This window comes from Paenibacillus sp. FSL K6-1558, from assembly GCF_038002565.1.
Taxonomy (GTDB): domain Bacteria; phylum Bacillota; class Bacilli; order Paenibacillales; family Paenibacillaceae; genus Paenibacillus; species Paenibacillus polysaccharolyticus.
Genome location: NZ_JBBOCV010000001.1, coordinates 5,831,967 through 5,849,073 on the forward strand (window position 1 = coordinate 5,831,967; position 17,107 = coordinate 5,849,073).

18 protein-coding genes are annotated in these 17,107 nt (G+C 45.8%); 13 read left to right on the forward strand and 5 right to left on the reverse strand.

The window, feature by feature from the left end:
• Positions 1 to 18: 18 nt before the first annotated feature.
• The gene (locus MHI38_RS25395) at positions 19 to 618 is read right to left on the reverse strand and encodes a hypothetical protein (protein ID WP_154886790.1); all 600 of its coding nucleotides are present in this window, start codon (positions 616 to 618) and stop codon (positions 19 to 21) included.
• A gap of 246 nt (positions 619 to 864) precedes the next feature.
• On the opposite strand from MHI38_RS25395, the gene MHI38_RS25400 reads away from it, so the two are divergent.
• Together MHI38_RS25400 and MHI38_RS25405 are read left to right on the forward strand one after the other, a co-directional pair.
• A complete protein-coding gene (locus tag MHI38_RS25400; RefSeq protein WP_341181831.1) occupies positions 865 to 1,218 on the forward strand; it encodes a hypothetical protein in 354 nt (117 codons plus the stop codon).
• Positions 1,212 to 1,514 carry a YunC family protein gene (locus MHI38_RS25405; protein WP_090920088.1) on the forward strand — a complete coding sequence of 101 codons (303 nt, stop codon included), beginning with the start codon at positions 1,212 to 1,214 and terminating at the stop codon, positions 1,512 to 1,514. Before MHI38_RS25400 ends, MHI38_RS25405 begins: the two co-directional genes overlap by 7 nt.
• A 133-nt stretch (positions 1,515 to 1,647) precedes the next feature.
• On the opposite strand, the gene mtnA is transcribed toward MHI38_RS25405, so the two are convergent.
• Positions 1,648 to 2,712, reverse strand: a complete 1,065-nt coding sequence (gene mtnA, locus MHI38_RS25410) for an S-methyl-5-thioribose-1-phosphate isomerase (protein WP_123064994.1) — start codon at positions 2,710 to 2,712, stop codon at positions 1,648 to 1,650.
• 23 nt (positions 2,713 to 2,735) lie between these two features.
• Entirely contained in the window at positions 2,736 to 3,953 is a 1,218-nt protein-coding gene (gene mtnK / locus MHI38_RS25415) for an S-methyl-5-thioribose kinase (RefSeq protein WP_341181832.1), read from the reverse strand.
• A 297-nt stretch (positions 3,954 to 4,250) separates the two neighbouring features.
• On the opposite strand from mtnK, the gene MHI38_RS25420 reads away from it, so the two are divergent.
• The 9 genes from MHI38_RS25420 (at position 4,251) to MHI38_RS25460 (ending at position 12,262) form a co-directional block, all read left to right on the forward strand.
• The gene (locus tag MHI38_RS25420) at positions 4,251 to 4,712 is read left to right on the forward strand and encodes a Dps family protein (protein ID WP_090920097.1); all 462 of its coding nucleotides are present in this window, start codon (positions 4,251 to 4,253) and stop codon (positions 4,710 to 4,712) included.
• A 153-nt stretch (positions 4,713 to 4,865) separates the two neighbouring features.
• Positions 4,866 to 5,444 carry a DUF1802 family protein gene (locus tag MHI38_RS25425; RefSeq protein ID WP_090920101.1) on the forward strand — a complete coding sequence of 193 codons (579 nt, stop codon included), beginning with the start codon at positions 4,866 to 4,868 and terminating at the stop codon, positions 5,442 to 5,444.
• A 443-nt stretch (positions 5,445 to 5,887) separates the two neighbouring features.
• Positions 5,888 to 6,670, forward strand: a complete 783-nt coding sequence (sufC, locus tag MHI38_RS25430; RefSeq protein ID WP_090920103.1) for a Fe-S cluster assembly ATPase SufC — start codon at positions 5,888 to 5,890, stop codon at positions 6,668 to 6,670.
• Between the two features lie 24 nt (positions 6,671 to 6,694).
• Positions 6,695 to 7,999, forward strand: a complete 1,305-nt coding sequence (gene sufD / locus MHI38_RS25435) for a Fe-S cluster assembly protein SufD (RefSeq protein WP_154886783.1) — start codon at positions 6,695 to 6,697, stop codon at positions 7,997 to 7,999.
• Positions 7,996 to 9,216: a cysteine desulfurase gene (locus tag MHI38_RS25440; RefSeq protein ID WP_090920108.1), complete on the forward strand. Its 1,221-nt coding sequence runs from the start codon at positions 7,996 to 7,998 to the stop codon at positions 9,214 to 9,216. The genes sufD and MHI38_RS25440 overlap by 4 nt, the downstream gene beginning before the upstream one ends.
• Positions 9,206 to 9,637, forward strand: a complete 432-nt coding sequence (gene sufU, locus MHI38_RS25445; RefSeq protein WP_090920111.1) for a Fe-S cluster assembly sulfur transfer protein SufU — start codon at positions 9,206 to 9,208, stop codon at positions 9,635 to 9,637. Before MHI38_RS25440 ends, sufU begins: the two co-directional genes overlap by 11 nt.
• A 20-nt stretch (positions 9,638 to 9,657) precedes the next feature.
• Positions 9,658 to 11,055 (forward strand): Fe-S cluster assembly protein SufB, encoded by a 1,398-nt coding sequence (sufB, locus tag MHI38_RS25450; RefSeq protein WP_090920114.1) that lies wholly within the window; start codon positions 9,658 to 9,660, stop codon positions 11,053 to 11,055.
• Positions 11,056 to 11,210: 155 nt separating this feature from the next.
• Positions 11,211 to 11,921, forward strand: coding sequence for a M23 family metallopeptidase (locus tag MHI38_RS25455; protein WP_186809564.1), 711 nt, complete (start codon positions 11,211 to 11,213; stop codon positions 11,919 to 11,921).
• Positions 11,922 to 12,121: 200 nt separating this feature from the next.
• Positions 12,122 to 12,262 carry a hypothetical protein gene (locus MHI38_RS25460; RefSeq protein ID WP_167375722.1) on the forward strand — a complete coding sequence of 47 codons (141 nt, stop codon included), beginning with the start codon at positions 12,122 to 12,124 and terminating at the stop codon, positions 12,260 to 12,262.
• 83 nt (positions 12,263 to 12,345) lie between these two features.
• On the opposite strand, the gene MHI38_RS25465 is transcribed toward MHI38_RS25460, so the two are convergent.
• Both MHI38_RS25465 and MHI38_RS25470 read right to left on the reverse strand, forming a co-directional pair.
• Positions 12,346 to 13,392 (reverse strand): HD-GYP domain-containing protein, encoded by a 1,047-nt coding sequence (locus MHI38_RS25465; RefSeq protein ID WP_090920120.1) that lies wholly within the window; start codon positions 13,390 to 13,392, stop codon positions 12,346 to 12,348.
• A gap of 116 nt (positions 13,393 to 13,508) precedes the next feature.
• A complete protein-coding gene (locus MHI38_RS25470; protein WP_090920123.1) occupies positions 13,509 to 14,258 on the reverse strand; it encodes a molybdenum cofactor biosynthesis protein in 750 nt (249 codons plus the stop codon).
• A 119-nt stretch (positions 14,259 to 14,377) separates the two neighbouring features.
• Between MHI38_RS25470 and MHI38_RS25475 the strand changes: the two genes are divergently transcribed.
• Together MHI38_RS25475 and MHI38_RS25480 are read left to right on the forward strand one after the other, a co-directional pair.
• Positions 14,378 to 15,808, forward strand: coding sequence for a bifunctional metallophosphatase/5'-nucleotidase (locus tag MHI38_RS25475; RefSeq protein ID WP_341181833.1), 1,431 nt, complete (start codon positions 14,378 to 14,380; stop codon positions 15,806 to 15,808).
• Between the two features lie 119 nt (positions 15,809 to 15,927).
• Positions 15,928 to 17,013 (forward strand): HD-GYP domain-containing protein, encoded by a 1,086-nt coding sequence (locus MHI38_RS25480; RefSeq protein WP_308722123.1) that lies wholly within the window; start codon positions 15,928 to 15,930, stop codon positions 17,011 to 17,013.
• The last annotated feature ends 94 nt before the right edge of the window (positions 17,014 to 17,107 follow it).

The following is a 17,107-nucleotide window of genomic DNA, read 5'->3' on the forward strand; positions in this document are numbered from 1 at the left end:
TTGTTTGAATCTTTAAGGCTACAGTAAGAACTCATCTATTTCGTTTGTTCTGAATGTGTAAACTTGTTTTTCATCCACATGATAAATGCTAACCACATTGTTATCCCGATCAAAATTAAGTATTCGACAAGGAATGCTCTGATGCTTGCCATGTTTGTTGTTTACGACAATTCGGGTGAGACGATTTTCTTTAATTAAGGATTCAATCCAGGCATCGAACGAATTCGAATCAGCGACATGGGAAGTGTCTGCAGTAGACTTTTTCTTGTCAACTTTTGAATTTGATTCCTTGGCAACTGGTTCTTGTGGTTGTGATTTGGACGAAACCGAATCAACGATATGGTCTGACTTGTTGGAGTTTAACTGTGCGTTGGAAAATTGTGGTGAATCAAGGAAATTTTGATTAGAGTCAGTAGAACCTGTTTTAGCCTGAGTCATAGCTTCAATGATTTGACCAAGCACAATTCCGGAGTGAATCCGAAAGTCCGCAATTTGTTCTTCTTTGTTTATGAACTCGATCAGGGACTGCAGTGCCAATGCATTTGAACGGCTCTTAATAAGTATATCGACATTAAATAAATAGCCGACGTCATCTTGATTGGATAAGGTTTGTTTCATTCATCCCAGCCCCGTTAAATAATGTGTAAGCACGTATGTACTCTAATATACTATAGCACTAATATGATGGAAATCATAGTACCAAAGACTTAGAAATCGGTTAATTTTAGAACTCAGAATGATCCTTTGTTTTCCTCATATATTCTTCTTTTTTCATCCCGTGATCAAACCTTTTGCATGCTTCATGAACCTGACCTACAACTATAATTTAGTAATCAGGACAGGAAGAAGCAGGGGGAATAGGGCATGAACATTTCATATCAGAATCGATTGAGATACGTATATAAGGTCACTTCGTCACGAATCCGCAAAGCGAATTATCATCTGAATTTAACGTACCATGACGCCTCGATAAACGGAGAACTAGCAGCAATTGGAAACCATCAGGTGTTTCGATTCATTGATCAGTTGCGTTCACAGAAAAGAATGGAAGAGCAGCGGATAGAGATTCAACATGAACTCCGACGCGTCAAAGCCTTGAAGACGACAGTTCAGCATAACTTTTCTCTTTTCACGGCAGGTGTCCACACGACGATTCACCAAAAGGCATACAATTATCGTGATCTGTTGAAGAGGAGGTGGATCGTGAGATTATGGTGACGATGGAGCCGATTGTGGTGGGAGAGCATGTGCTCGTTGGGGTAGAAGTGAAACTTCCCAAAACGACACTGTTAACGATTAATACATCCAAAGGGTATATCATGTGCGGCGCCCTTGATGTGGGATTATTGAATGAGAAGCTGGGCGATCGCAAGATTGTGGCCGCACGGGCTGTAGGTGTGCGAACACTGGAGCAACTGCTTCATGCACCAATGGAATCGGTGACGACTGAGGCAGAGGCTATGGGGATTACAGTGGGTATGACAGGTGTAGAAGCATTGTTAAAAATGATCTGAAGCACGTGTCGTTTTCATTCGGCGCTATAGAGATAGAACAGAAAAAAAGGGACGGAGCCGGATGCATCCGGCTTGTCCCCCTCCTCACAGACCCACAGCAATGCATGCTAAGTGGGTTGTCTTATAAATATTTTTATTCTGCAAATAAAGCCGCGAGGTTCTCCTGGAAAGGCGCACGAACAATACCTTTTTCCGTAATAATTGCGGTAACATATTCATTCGGGGTTACGTCAAAGGCTGGATTAAACACCTTAACGCCCTGCGGTGCAGTACGCTTGCCAAATCCTTCAGTCACTTCTTCAGCAGCACGCTCTTCGATTGGAATCAGATCCCCGGACGTTGTGGACAAGTCGATGGTTGATAGTGGACTTGCTACATAAAAAGGAATATTATGCGCTTTGGCCAGTACAGCCAGGCTGTATGTACCAATTTTGTTGGCGACATCCCCGTTTGCTGCGACCCGATCCGTACCCACAATGACAGCTTGTACCCAGCCTTTGGACATGACCATACCCGCCATGTTGTCACAGAGTAACGTTACGTCAATTCCGGCCTGTTGTAGCTCAAATGCAGTTAAACGGGCGCCTTGAAGAACGGGACGTGTCTCGTCAGCAAATACCTTCAGATGAATGCCACGCTCTTGAGCGAGATACATCGGGGCGGTTGCCGTACCGTATTTCGCTGTCGCCAGACCTCCTGCGTTACAGTGTGTAAGTACACCCATTCCATCCTCAAATAAAGGCAGGGCATGTTCACCGATCATGCGGCATACTTCTTCGTCTTCCTTCTGAATTAACAACGCTTCTGCTTCAAGCGCATCTGTGCTTTCATCCAGACTTAGACCAGCTTCTACGACTTGGTTAGCCTTTTGCATCATGCGATCTAATGCCCAAAACAGATTAACCGCTGTTGGACGTGATGTTGCCAAATGTGCACAGACGGATTTGACATGATCCAGCCAGCCTTGAATAGCGATGCCATCATAAGCTTTGGCTCCGAGCACTACGCCGAAGGCCGCTGCAATACCAATGGCAGGTGCACCGCGTACTTTCATGGAATGGATGGATTCCCATACTTCCTCAGGGGTGTACAGTTTCAGCATCAGAATCGTTTCGGGCAGCAGACGCTGATCGAGCATTTCAAGCTTGTCCTTTTTCCAATTGAGCGAAGACAGAGGCTGATGTTCAGGGGTTGTCATGAATGTTCCTCCGTTCAATAATGTTAGACTTTAACCGTTGCGAGGGCAGAAGATACCAGATCTAGAACCTCACCGATTGTATTTACGTGCCGATTGTTCTTAATCAAGGCTTTACCAACGGCCAGTGCTTTGCGCTGTGCATGTTCACGTTCAGTAGCATCCGTAATGGTATCGATATCAGCGACGTGGGCAAGTCCTACGATGCGACGTACCATTTTAGCCCCGGCAAAACCGATCGTATCTCGAAATAGCTGCTGTACATACAGGTCTTGATAACCTGGCGTTTTAGCCATTGGGTCAACGAGAGCGGTAGTCCACAGTGCGCGGAAACGAGTATCGAATTCAGTCCAGACATCACGTACCATGTCCAGTAACTCTGTTGCACGTTCATTCCGTGTAGACTGATCCTGATAACGGCCGGACAGCGAAACATAATGAAGAAGCAGGTTCGCCAGCACGGCGCCTACGTCAAAACCCATCGGCCCATAGAAAGCAAACTCCGGATCAATGACTTTGGTCGACTCGGAAGTTACAAAAATACTGCCTGTATGCAAGTCCCCGTGAAGAAGGGCTTGTCCATGGGTCAGGAATTTTTCCCTGAGCAGGGCGATCTCCAAATGCAGTGCTTCGTCGGTACGAAGAGCTTCGGCTTCATCTTCAATCGCTGTTTCATAGTTGTTATTTTGTGCAATCCGATACGGTTCATCAAAGATCAGGTCTTCTGTTATTTTGCATTGGTCAGGGTTGACGAATCGTCCCTGCTGTTCTTTCTTCTGTTGTTGGTTCATACCGAGGTCTGAAGTGAAGAAGAGGGTTCTCGCCATAAACTCCCCAATATGCTGGGCGAAAAGAGGATAGGAAGCTCCGTCAATCAGACCCTTGCGCATAATAACATGGTCACTTAAGTCCTCCATGACCGTTAATGCGAGATCATCGTCATAATGATACACGTCGGGCACCATTCCAGGGCACAGACGATATTCTTCCTGCAAAATTTCACGTTCAATGCGAGCACGTACGAGGGAAAGCGGCCAGGATTCGCCAACCACTTTCGCATAAGGAAGCGCCTGTTTGATAATGATACTTTTATCGGAGTTCTGATCCGTGATATGGAAAACGAGATTCAGGTTGCCGTCACCGATCTCACGACAATCCAGATTCGCATCTGCCGTAAATGGACCCGGTAAAGTTTTGGCTAATACGATCGCTTCTTGTGGGGTTAAAGGATGATATTGAGTCAAAGGTGCCACCTCCATATATATGAAGAAACAGGAAAACCTACTTCTTTGCTTGGTTTATGACAGTATATCGGATAAAGCATGTTTTTTGAACTTTTTTTTGAGACAAGTCTGGGTTGTGGTGATTCGAAGATCAGGCTCACGGGTAAAAATGAATAGGCTGGACGGTTGAATAAAACCGCGCCCCATAACACTTCCGCGAAATTAGCGGGTTCTGAACTTGAACTCTCTGTCTTGCGTACAGGGGAACCTGAGATAACGTGGACAGACTACATTTTAAATTAAAGGATGGGATTGAATATGGCTACAAAAAACAAAACAGATCAAGCAAAATCCGTTGAACAAGTACTTAATCGTCAGGTGGCTAACCTGAACGTACTGTATGTCAAAATCCATAACTATCACTGGTATGTAAAAGGCCCGAACTTTTTCACACTGCATGTGAAATTTGAAGAGTTCTATAACGAAATTACAGTGCAAATGGATGAAATTGCTGAGCGTTTGCTTACACTGAAAGGCAGCCCTGCAGCAACGATGAAAGAATATCTCGAGATGGCTTCGATCCAGGAAGCTTCCGGCAAAGAAGATGCGAACGCTATGGTACAGAACCTGATTGAAGACTTCGCTACACTTTCCAATGAGTATCAGGAAGGTATTGATCTGGCCGATGCGGCTGAGGATCAACCTACTGCTGATATGCTGACAGGCTTCAAAGCGGATCTGGAGAAACATATGTGGATGCTTCGTGCATACCTGGGCTAAACCGTTTCAGGACGGACTGAGATCCGTCTGTCTGTAACCCATTCGTGGTTGAAGAGTTCATCCGTAAAGTGTTCAGTGTTGCCTGCTAAAAGTTGTCAGATAAGTGTGAAGCGTCTATACTGCTGTCAAGAGTGACAGGGGAGGGCGAACACAATGTTAGACACAGGAGCGATACCGGCATTAAAAGAATGGGCTTCTGCAATCCAAGCTCTGGAAAACGGTCGCCAGATCATGGTGATGCGAAAAGGCGGGATTGTGGAGGAAACGAAACATTTTGAGTTGAAAAGTCCAGCGTTTTACCTGTATCCGACTTATGAGCATCAGCGTAAAGAACTGATCAAGTCCTCGGATCAATCCTATGTTGAAGAGTCGCTGGCCGAATGGGCGCCTGAAGCTTCAACCGTCCGCATTACATCGTATGCTGAAGTAACGCAGGATTTGGAGATTCGAGATCAGGAGATGCTGGATCGACTTCTGGAATATCATATGTGGACAGCGGATTTTGCTGAATCCCGTTTGAAGTGGAAAAAGAAAGATCCGCTCCACGTGTTGATTTTACGTGTGTACCGTTTGCAGGAACCGATGGAAATTCCCGTATTGCCAGAATATAACGGTTGCCGTTCATGGATTTCCATTCCGAATGGTTTGGTGCCGCGCGAAATGACGCCGGTGCTGAACGTTGCGGATTTTGCCGACCAGGTACAGAAGATTAACGAGACACTCAGAATGTAATCTTTTTTATGTGCAAAAACTTGTGTAAATAAAGTGTAAAGGACTTGTCCGGAAATGGATAAGTCCTTTTTCATTTTGGTGTGCAAGCTGAACAAACTGTGAAATTTGTGATTTATATCACTGTCCCGCAAATGAAAAGTTGTTTTCTAATTTGATTCAAACAGTCATTTATTATAGAATCATAAGGAATGAAGTTTCCTGAGAAGGACAAGAATTAATAGGAAATGACTTGATAATCATTGAGAATCAGTTTAGAATTATTCTAAAGTGATTGTTGCTCTACAGCATGTGAAGAAAGTATGCCTGAGAGTGGCAAGAAGAAATTGCTTTACAGATGTATGATGAAACAGAGAAAGTCAGGGGAAGCCCTGTTCAGATATAATAGGCGCTTTTTCGTTTTCGACAGTAAACATCAATTTAATCAATGGAGGGAAACAATACACATGACTACGAATTTCGTCATTGAAGGTCTGAAAGCGACCATTGAAGGTAAAGAAATCCTGAAAGGCATCAACTTGGAAATGAAAGGTGGAGAAATCCACGCGATCATGGGACCGAACGGAACAGGTAAATCCACGTTGGCTTCTGCCTTGATGGGACACCCTAAATATGAAGTAACAGACGGTACAGTCACTCTCGATGGTGAAGATGTACTGGATATGGCTGTAGATGAGCGCGCACGTGCTGGTCTGTTCCTGGCTATGCAATACCCGAGCGAAATCGCGGGTGTAACTAACTCCGACTTCTTGCGCAGTGCAATCAACGCTCGTCGCGGTGAAGGAAACGAAATTTCCCTGATCAAGTTCATCCGTCAAATGGAAGGTAAAATGAAAGAACTCGATATGAACCCTGAGTTTGCACATCGTTACCTGAATGAAGGTTTCTCCGGTGGTGAGAAAAAACGGAATGAAATTCTGCAAATGATGTTGCTTGATCCTAAAATCGTCGTACTTGACGAGATCGACTCCGGTCTGGACATCGATGCTTTGAAGATTGTTGCAGAAGGTGTAAATGCAATGAAGAGCGAAGATCGCGGCTTCTTGATCATCACGCACTATCAACGCCTGCTTAACTACATCACTCCAGACTACGTACACGTAATGATGCAAGGTCGCATCGTGAAATCCGGTGGACCTGAGCTGGCTCAACGTCTCGAGGCTGAAGGTTATGATTGGGTAAAAGCGGAACTGGGAATTACAGACGAAACTGTAGGTCAAGAAGCGTAAGGACAAAACGGAGGAGGATAATAAATGACTACACAAACAATTCTTCCGGTTGAATCTGAAGCGCTTCGCGCCTTGTCGGAAAGTAACAATGAACCCGGCTGGTTGACTGAGCAGCGGCTCGAAGCTTTGAAGCTTGCGAGTGAGCTGGCGCTTCCCAAACTGGAAAAACAAAAAATTGAACGCTGGAGTATCAGCGAGTACGGCACATATAAAGCAGACGCAGCAATTTCTTCCCTGGAAGAAGTACCTTCATCCATCAAAGAGCTGGTTAAGGATCAAGCTGAAGGAAGCCTGGTAATCCAACGTAACTCTGGTGCAGTATATTCCAAATTGTCTGCTGATCTGGCAGCACAAGGTGTCATCTTCACGGATTTGGCTACTGCTGTTCGTGAACATGCTGATCTAGTCAAGCCTTATCTGAACACAGCGGTCAAAGCCGATGAACATTCCATTGCCGCATTGCATGCAGCGTTGTGGAATGGCGGGGTGTTCCTGTACGTTCCGAAAAACGTGAACATTGAAGTTCCACTGCAAGCAGTATTGCTTACAGACGATGCTTCCGCAACATTTGCGCCTCACGTACTCGTTGTTGCCGAAGCAAACAGCTCGGTTACTTACGTGGACAACTACGTGTCTGGTGAGCTCTCTGCACCGGTATTCCATAACGGAGTTGTGGAAGTATTCGTAAAATCGGGTGCAAAAGTGCGCTTTGCAACGGTTCACCAACTGAACGTTAACGTAACGGATGTATCCTTCCGCCGTGCTGTTCTGGAAAATGACAGCTCCATTGAATGGATCGTTGGTGAAATGAACAATGGTGATACGGCAAGCAACACGATGAGTGTTTTGAAGGGGAATGGGTCCACTTCGGATTCCAAAGTGATTGCTGTGGGTTCCGGTTCACAGAAGATTAACTACACAACTGAAGCACGTCACTTCGGTAAAAATACGCCAAGCCAAATGATCACACGTGCGGTTATGCGTGAAGAGGCTTCGGCAATCATCAACGGTATCACGAAAATCGAGAAAGGCGCTACAAGAGCCGACGGACAGCAAACCGAGAAAGTATTGATGCTGAGTCCTAAAGCACGTGGAGACGCCAACCCGATCCTTCTGATTGATGAGGATGATGTAACAGCAGGTCACGCGGCTTCTGTAGGTCAAGTGAATGCGGAGCAAATCCATTACTTGATGTCTCGCGGGATTAACCGTACGGATGCGGAGCGCCTGATCATTTATGGCTTCCTTGCTCCGGTGGTGGCGGATATTCCTTTGGAAGCACTGCGTACCCAATTGCAGTCCCTGATTGAGAAGAAGCTGGGACAATGAACCCATCCATTCGCGAGCAGTTCCCGATCCTCCACCAGGAAATCAATGGACACCCGCTCGTATATCTAGACAGTGCTGCGACTTCGCAAAAGCCTCGTGCTGTGATTGACGCGGTTAAACATTATTATGAATATGAGAACTCCAATGTGCATCGCGGTGTGCATACACTCGGAAGCCGGGCAACGGACGCTTATGAAGGCGCTCGTGAGAAGGTTGCCAAGTTTATCAATGCTCGTCGCACGCAGGAGATCATCTTCACACGCGGTACAACGACAGCCCTGAATTTGGTGGCTTCGTCTTATGCTCGTGCCAACTGTAAAGAAGGCGATGAAATTGTTCTTACACAGATGGAGCATCACAGTAACCTGATCCCTTGGCAACAAGTCGCCAAGGAGACAGGGGCCACATTGAAATACATTCCGCTACAGCCAGACGGCCATATTGAGTTGTCTGATGTGGAGCAAACAATCACGAACAAAACTAAAGTTGTCGCGATTGCCTATGTATCTAATGTGATGGGACTCGTGCATCCCGTTAAACAGATCGCTGAAATCGCCCATCGCAATGGTGCAGTTATTGTTGTGGATGGCGCACAAAGCACACCGCATATGAAGGTGGATGTGCAAGATCTGGACTGTGATTTCTATGCGCTGTCTGGTCACAAAATGTGCGGACCGACCGGTATCGGTGCACTCTACGGCAAAAAGGCGCTGCTGGAGTCCATGGAACCAATTGAGTTCGGCGGTGAGATGATTAATGATGTGGGGTTGTACGATTCCAATTGGAAAGAACTGCCGTGGAAATTTGAAGGCGGAACCCCGATTATTGCGGGAGCAGTAGGATTGGGTGCTGCCATTGATTTCCTTGAGCAGATCGGCATGGATGAAATTGCTCATCATGAAGGTGTACTGGCCGCTTACGCAACGGAACGCCTGTCAGAGATTGATGGACTCAGCATCTATGGACCAGCTAAACGTCATGTTGGCGTAGTAACCTTTAATCTGGGAGATGTACATCCACATGATGTCGCTACCGTGCTGGATGCGAGCGGTATAGCGATTCGTGCAGGACACCACTGCTGCCAACCGCTGATGCGCTGGCTTGAAGTAAGCTCAACGGCTCGTGCGAGCTTTTATCTATACAATAACGAACAAGATGTAGATCGGCTTGTCAGCGCCTTAATCCAGACAAAGGAGTATTTTGGCGATGCAACTTGATGATCTGTACCGTCGTGTTATAATGGACCATTACAAAAACCCGCGTAACCGCGGAACGTTTGACAATGACGTCGTCACGGTGAATTTGAACAATCCAACGTGCGGCGACCGGATTTCACTGCAGCTGATGCTGAATGACGGAATCGTTCAGGAAGCCAAGTATACGGGAGAAGGCTGTTCAATCAGCATGTCTTCGGCATCGATGATGACCGAGGCTGTCAAAGGCAAGACGATTGAACAGGCGCTCGATCTGGCTAACCGTTTCTCCTCATTGATGCAAGGGGAAGAAGTCGATTTCGATGATTATGAAGATCTCGAAGCCCTATCCGGTGTGAACAAGTTCCCTGCACGCATCAAATGTGCCACTCTGGCCTGGAATGCATTACGCAAAGGAATTGACGAAGAGGACAATGTACAATAACGATAGGGAGGTCGAGCAAGATGGCTAAAAAAGCACCAGAAATGGAAGAGTATAAATATGGTTTTCGCGATGAGCATAAATCCATCTTTCAAACCGGCAAAGGTCTGACAGCGGAAGTTGTAACGGAAATTTCTAAAATCAAAAACGAACCGGAGTGGATGCTGGAATTCCGTTTGAAATCCTTGAAACAGTTCGAGAAGATGGCCATGCCTAAATGGGGCGGCGATCTGGATGGACTGGATTTCAATGATATTCAATACTATGTTCGTCCTTCGGAAAAGCAAGGAAAAACATGGGAAGAAGTTCCTTCCGAAATCAAAGAAACATTTGATAAACTGGGTATTCCAGAAGCGGAGCAAAAGTTCCTTGCTGGGGTATCGGCTCAGTATGAGTCCGAGGTTGTGTACCACAATATGCAGAAGGAACTGGAAGACCAAGGCGTAATCTTCATGGATACCGATACGGCTCTGAGAGAGCACCCGGAAATTCTGCGTGAATATTTTGCTACTGTTATTCCGCCAGCAGATAACAAATTTGCTGCGCTGAACAGTGCGGTATGGTCTGGAGGAAGCTTCATCTACGTACCGAAAGGCGTAAAATGTGAAGTGCCTCTGCAAGCATATTTCCGGATTAACTCCGAAAATATGGGCCAATTCGAGCGTACATTGATCATTGCAGACGAAGACAGCTTCGTTCACTACGTAGAGGGTTGTACTGCTCCAATTTACAGCACAAATTCCCTGCACAGTGCGGTAGTTGAGATCATCTGTAAGAAAAATGCCCGCGTTCGTTACACAACGATCCAAAACTGGGCACCAAACATCTACAATCTCGTTACCAAACGTGCGGTTGCTGAAGAGAACGCAACGATGGAATGGGTCGATGGTAACATCGGTTCCAAACTGACGATGAAATATCCTGCAGTTGTACTGAAAGGCCGTGGAGCTAAAGGTTCCGTTCTGTCCATCGCTGTTGCAGGTAAAAACCAGCACCAGGATGCAGGCGCGAAAATGATTCACTTGGCTCCGGATACAACTTCAACGATTGTATCCAAATCGATTAGTAAACATGGTGGTAAAGTAACGTACCGTGGTCTGGCTTCCTTTGGACGCCAAGCTGAGGGCGCGAAATCCAACATCAAATGTGATACCCTCATTCTCGATAATGAGTCCACATCGGATACAATTCCTTACAACGAAATCATGAATGATAACATCATGCTGGAGCATGAAGCAACGGTTTCCAAAGTGTCCGAAGATCAACTCTTCTACCTGATGAGCCGTGGGCTGACTGAAGCTGAAGCTACACAGATGATCATCATGGGCTTCATTGAGCCGTTCACGAAAGAATTGCCAATGGAGTACGCGGTTGAGATGAATCGTCTCATCAAATTTGAGATGGAAGGTTCCATCGGTTAAGACATATGTACTGAAAAAAGACGAACCGTCATGGTTCGTCTTTTTTCTTATGCCATAAAGAGAGTAATCTTTGATTGAACATGTAAAAATAAGACTAATAGCACAAGCCAATTCATAGAGTTAAGCATTTAATGGTAGAAAAAGGATGTGAGTCTATGAATGCAAACCCTTTCGAAGGGTATCGGATTACTAGTTCATTCGGCTATCGAATTCATCCTATACATGGAGGCCAGACGTTTCATCGAGGGGTAGACCTGGTCACCGAGCCTTGGAATGGGCCTGTATCTGCTTTTCTTGAAGGAACGGTACGTTTTGCAACGGAAGGACGCACAGGCTCCGGTTTTGGCGGTTACGGGCTTACTGTGGCGCTGGAGGATCATCGTGGATACTTGCATTGTTACGCCCATCTCTCTCGAATTGCCGTTAAGGTTGGTCAGCGAGTGAGGAAAGGACAACTAATCGGTTACCAAGGCAGTACAGGACAGAGCACGGGGCCCCATGTGCATTATGAGATTCGAAAAACAAGCTCGCCTTCGTACGGGTATACTGCAAGTGAAGATGGTGTTGTGGAACCAACGGCGTATTTGTTAAACGAATACGGAACGATCTCTCAGGAGGAGGGTCCGCCAATGACAAGTCAGGAAAAGCAGTTGTTCACGCTTATGCAGAAGCAATTAGAGCTTCAAGGAAGCTGGATTCAAGAACAAAAGCGATTATCCAACATGAGTTGCCCTGACTGGGCGCAGGAGGCACTGGCTTATTATCGTCCCTATATTCAGGATGACACAGGAAGTTATGACTTTTGGAGAATACTTGTGATCATGTATCGGAAGGAAACGGGAATACTGGTGCCAAAAGAGGATTGAAACTTGAAGAGCAAGGTTGGTATTAGAGCGAAGGCCATTATAGGAGCGAAGGCCATTATAGGAGCGAAGGCCAGTATAAGTGCATACCACTCATATCTTATGGGCTATGAACCAAATTGCGAAGAATGCCGTTTCGCCCAGTTCCTCTGGCAGGGAAGCGTCATATGTTAGGGTATACCTGATAAAGAGGAGGCAATCACATGAGCGAAGTAGGTTACGGCTGTAAAGGCAACGTTGGTGGTGTAGGCGGTGTAGGTGGATACAATCCATGTACTTCGGTTGGCGCGATCTTGGTACTGTTCATCCTGTTGGTTATCATCACAAAAGCATTCTGTGTGTAACTCCATCGACCGAATATAAGCAAGAGGGATCAAAGGAAGCTCGATCGAGCTTCCTTTGATCCCTCTTTTCTCTTCAATCGTATTTATTGGACGTAAATTTCAACAATGGCAATATCTCTTTCTTTCGCTAAATCGATAAAGGCCGTAGAGGTCTGAACGAGTGGGCGGAAGTAGTCAGCTGGATTGTTCATTACAATGACACCAGTTTGTCCTGTTGTGAGCAGTACTTTTTTACCAATAAAATTCGGAAGCATATGTTTGATCAGCTCTTGGGTGGCTTCGCCATTCAACTGACCAAAACTGAGGCTGTATAGCTCGCATAGAACAGAAATTAGCTCCTGTTTGGTCTGATACACCCGATTTGTTGTCATAGCGCTGTAAACGTCGGCTACAGCAGTTATACGAGCATAGGGGTGAATCTCATCTCCTCGCAAACCATGCGGATAACCACTGCCATCCTCACGCTCATGATGTTGAAGAGCAACCATGGCGATGATTTCGTCCTCTGTTGAAGCTTTGATAATATCGTAACCATAAAAGGTATGTTTTTTCATTTCTGCGAATTCTTCTGTCGTTAGTTTGCCTGGTTTATGTAAAATTTCAGAAGGAATTTTGGACTTGCCAATATCATGAAGATATCCTGCCTTGGCTACCGTAATACATTCATCCGGGCTATAACCCATCCACCCAGCGATATAAAAAGCGAGCATGCCAACCTGTAAGGAATGATTGTAGGTGTAGTCAATGTCTCCATCCAGCATAAGTAACAGGGAGACAACATCCTTTTGTTTTTCAAGCTGTCCCGTTAAGGTGCCTAATATTTCGTCAACCTGTGATTCATCAATAAAGCCTTTTTCTATGGCTTGTTCGAACAGAGATTCTGTGCCTTTGATCGTGTCGTTAAACAGATTGGTTAACAGACGGGTCTGATCGGAAGGCAAGTTTTGTTCATTAGAGTGAAGGTCGGATGATTGTTCTACATCTGCGAAATCAATTCCATGCTGCAGCAGCTTAGATATATCATCTTCGCTGAGAACGGAACCTTTCATCAGCATGTGGAGACCTGAAGTATTGTAGATATCATTTTTTAGCAGGTCGCCGGGTTTAAGATCTGTAACATGCACTCTCACGTATAAACCACCTTTTCCTCGACTAATATCGACACATATCATTATAATAACAAGAAAAAAATGGGTTGACAACGACTTATTTACTGTTTATGCGCCTCTGTAAACAGCGAATAGACTCATTTTTTCTCGTCCATGGGGTTCCAGGGTCCTAGTTGATGGCCTTTCCATTCTGATCCGTCTTCCCAAATTTCTTTTTTCCAGATTGGTACGGTTTGCTTCAGTCTTTCAATAGCGTAACGGCTTGCATCATAACAATCGCTGCGATGAGGCGAGGATACCGCGATAACGACACTGATTTCGGCAACGTCAACTTTGCCGATTCGATGACTTATCGCACAAAGTACACCTGGCCAGCGTTCTGCTATCTCCTTGCCGATCGCAGCCATATGGGACAGCGCCATGGGGACGTATGCCTCGTATTCCAGATGAACCGTACGCTGTTCACCAGTCATTTCCCGTGTCGTGCCTACAAAAGTTAACGCAGCGCCATGATTAGCCGTAATGACCATGTCGGTCGTTGCCTCCACGGACAAGGGCGCATTGGTAATCAGAAACAGGCCGTCTTCAGTGCGATGCTCTTGTGTATAAGGGTGATCCTCGTCTTGGTTCGTCGAACCGTCACCTCCAGATACAGGAGGGATCAAAGCCAATTCATCATCCGTCTTAAGTAATGTATCGGCAGGAGCGTATCTCTGGTTAACTGCTAAAAATGATGAACGAATCTGTGTGGCAGCCTCAGGATAAGCCTGGCTCAATTGTTCTTTAAGCATAGCAGCAGTAAGCGTATCACCATCATACTCAAATTCAAGTTGGGATGTATTTAAACGTTCTGCAATACCTGCAAATAGTTGAATTGTCAATTTCATGGAATGAATCTCTCCTTTTTGATCTCTAAACCCTATAAATATATCATAACGACGTAGAAAATGTTATGCTTATCCATTAGAAGAATGTACGTTTAATGAACGGCAGGGGAGGCAGTGTAATGCGCAGCAGCGAGAAGCAAACATTAACCATTCTGCACACCAATGATATACACAGTCATTTCGGCTCTATGAGTGCGATCGCTGCTATGATCAATGAAGAACGTGCCCAAGGTGGACATCTGCTTGTCCTCGATATTGGAGACCATATGGATCGAATGGCTGTTGAAACGGAAGGCACACTCGGAATGGCCAACGTAGATGTGCTCAATCTGACAGGTTATGATGCCATTACGATTGGAAATAATGAGGGACTAACCTTTACGCCAGACCAACTCGCTCAGTCCTATACGGGACTCCTATGTCCGATTGTGTGCGGCAATGTGGTAGAACAGGATACAGGGCGTCCTCCAGCCTGGATGAAACCTTGGATTATTGTCGAAAAAGGACCATTTCGCATTGGTCTGCTAGGAGCAACAGCCCCGTTTAGCACCTTCTATGAACTGTTAGGCTGGCAAGTGACGGACCCAGTAGAAACTTTAAGAGATCAGGTTGAGGTACTGCGTGAGCAAGTGGACGTGATCGTTGTTTTATCTCATCTGGGTCTTTCAACGGACAAAAGACTGGCGGAACAGGTTGAGGGCATTGATGTTGTCCTGGGCGGACACACCCATCATGTGCTGGAGGAACCCTTGCTGATTGGCAATACCGTGCTGGGAGCGGCAGGTAAATTCGGACAATGGCTCGGTAGAGTTGTGCTGGAAAGAGCAGGCCAAGCAGAGCCTGTGCAACTGGTGAGCAGCGGTTGTGTGCCAGTACACAGTAACATGCTGGAAGAGCAGGTGTCTCTGGCAATTGCTAAGAACCGTAAGGAAGCTGAACGATTGCTGGATCAGACGGCCGTGATCACGGATCGAACCTTGCCCGTTTATTACGAGCGGGAATCTCCTTTTGCTAGCTTGCTTGCGCAAGCTGTACGCCATTTTACAAAAGCGGAAATATCGCTTGTGAATGCGGGTCAGTTACTCGGAAACCTGCCACAAGGCGACATTACGAAAGGAATGTTACATTCCCTATGTCCATCTCCAATAAATGCTTGTACAATATGTTTGAATGGTGATCAGATTCGTGAAGCGCTTGAACAGTCACTGTTGGAGGAATTCTTCTCTAAACCCATCGTGGGATTTGGCTTTCGGGGACGTATTCTCGGGACGTTATGTGTAGATGGAATAGAGGTTCTTTACGACCCTAGTGCGCCAGCGTATGATAAGATCCAATCCATTTATGTGAACGGTATACCTATGGATGGGAAGCGTGAATATGTGATTGGAACGCTTGATATGTTTACGTTTAATGTGGGATATCCTTCTTTGGCTCAAGGAAGCAATATACAATATCACCTTCCGGAATTTATACGGGATTTGCTGGAAGAAGAATTAAAACGACCAGGGGCGCTGGAGGAGTGCCTGCGTAACCGCTGGTTATCAAGCTAAAAGCTAGAAGCTAGAACGAGACTGCCTTCTGCTGATGCGGCGGCTAGTGTTCATTACATCTATGGAGCGGGAGAGGATAGGCTGTGCGTTTAGTACATATAAACTTATTGCAGCCTGGCATGAAGCTGGGGAAACGAATTTTTAGTGAGGAAGGTCTGGTTTTACTCAGTGAGGATGTAGAACTGACGAGTCGTTTAATCGGACGGTTGAAAGATCTTGGGATTGGATATGTATATATTCAGGATGCTGCGACAGAAGACATTATCGTGCCCGATATGTTACAGGAAGAGACCAAGCGAAGAGCACTTGTGGAGATCAAACAGCAATTTCAACATATGTCCGGCTTCAAAAGTAAAAACCAGATCACACATTTTGGTAAAGCGCTTAGTGGTGTAATGAACAGCATTCTTGAGGACATTGGTGGTCAAAAGGAAGCGATGATCATGTTAATGGACATGAACTCCAGCGATTTTGACCTGTATACTCACTCACTGAATGTTTGTGTATATACTCTTGTTCTCGGTGTGGCATCAGGTTATACACGTCAGCAACTTATGGAGATTGGTCTAGGCGCTCTGCTCCATGATATTGGGAAAACGCAGATTCCCTCCGACATTTTACATAAACCTTCACGTCTGAGTGATGAGGAATACAAGGTTATTCAACAGCATACCACGTATGGACACCGCATTCTCAAGGATGAACCCGGCATCCCTCTGCTCGCAGCACACTGTGCACTGCAGCATCATGAGCGAATTGATGGCAGTGGCTACCCTTTTGGTTTGAAAGGCAATGAAATCCATGAATATGCGAAGTGGATTGCTCTTGCCGATTCGTATGATGCCATGACGACCAATCGGGTTTATCGTCAAGCTTTATTGCCGCATCAAGCCGTAGAGGTACTGTATACAGGTTCTGGAACGCTTTATGAACAGTGGATGCTTGAAAAGTTTAGGGATTGTGTAGCGATCTATCCCGTAGGTATATCCGTAAAACTGAGCACTGGAGAAGTTGGCGTTGTCGCTGCCATTCAACCCCGCGTGCCACAACGGCCATTGATTCGTGTGATCAAGGATGCAGAAGGACAGGTTCTTGCAGCCCCCTACGAAATAAATCTTGCTACGAAGCTATCCGTCATGATTACAGGGGTGGAGGGTGCGGAAGATTCTGCTACACTTACGAAGCATGAACAGCTGAATAGTTAAGCTAACGAAGTATAGAGCAGGCGCTCAGTGGTCATATCGGGAACGTGAAGCTAGGCTGAATTTCCGATGATTCATGAGCGTTTTTTGTCATGTA

Coding starts and splice junctions, on each gene's coding strand:
- MHI38_RS25395 (WP_154886790.1), bottom strand. CDS start 618: ATGAAACAAACCTTATCCAATCAAGATGACGTCGGCTATTTATTTAAT.
- MHI38_RS25400 (WP_341181831.1), top strand. CDS start 865: ATGAACATTTCATATCAGAATCGATTGAGATACGTATATAAGGTCACT.
- MHI38_RS25405 (WP_090920088.1), top strand. CDS start 1,212: ATGGTGACGATGGAGCCGATTGTGGTGGGAGAGCATGTGCTCGTTGGG.
- mtnA (WP_123064994.1), bottom strand. CDS start 2,712: ATGACAACCCCTGAACATCAGCCTCTGTCTTCGCTCAATTGGAAAAAG.
- MHI38_RS25420 (WP_090920097.1), top strand. CDS start 4,251: ATGGCTACAAAAAACAAAACAGATCAAGCAAAATCCGTTGAACAAGTA.
- MHI38_RS25425 (WP_090920101.1), top strand. CDS start 4,866: ATGTTAGACACAGGAGCGATACCGGCATTAAAAGAATGGGCTTCTGCA.
- sufC (WP_090920103.1), top strand. CDS start 5,888: ATGACTACGAATTTCGTCATTGAAGGTCTGAAAGCGACCATTGAAGGT.
- sufD (WP_154886783.1), top strand. CDS start 6,695: ATGACTACACAAACAATTCTTCCGGTTGAATCTGAAGCGCTTCGCGCC.
- MHI38_RS25440 (WP_090920108.1), top strand. CDS start 7,996: ATGAACCCATCCATTCGCGAGCAGTTCCCGATCCTCCACCAGGAAATC.
- sufU (WP_090920111.1), top strand. CDS start 9,206: ATGCAACTTGATGATCTGTACCGTCGTGTTATAATGGACCATTACAAA.
- sufB (WP_090920114.1), top strand. CDS start 9,658: ATGGCTAAAAAAGCACCAGAAATGGAAGAGTATAAATATGGTTTTCGC.
- MHI38_RS25455 (WP_186809564.1), top strand. CDS start 11,211: ATGAATGCAAACCCTTTCGAAGGGTATCGGATTACTAGTTCATTCGGC.
- MHI38_RS25460 (WP_167375722.1), top strand. CDS start 12,122: ATGAGCGAAGTAGGTTACGGCTGTAAAGGCAACGTTGGTGGTGTAGGC.
- MHI38_RS25470 (WP_090920123.1), bottom strand. CDS start 14,258: ATGAAATTGACAATTCAACTATTTGCAGGTATTGCAGAACGTTTAAAT.
- MHI38_RS25475 (WP_341181833.1), top strand. CDS start 14,378: ATGCGCAGCAGCGAGAAGCAAACATTAACCATTCTGCACACCAATGAT.
- MHI38_RS25480 (WP_308722123.1), top strand. CDS start 15,928: ATGAAGCTGGGGAAACGAATTTTTAGTGAGGAAGGTCTGGTTTTACTC.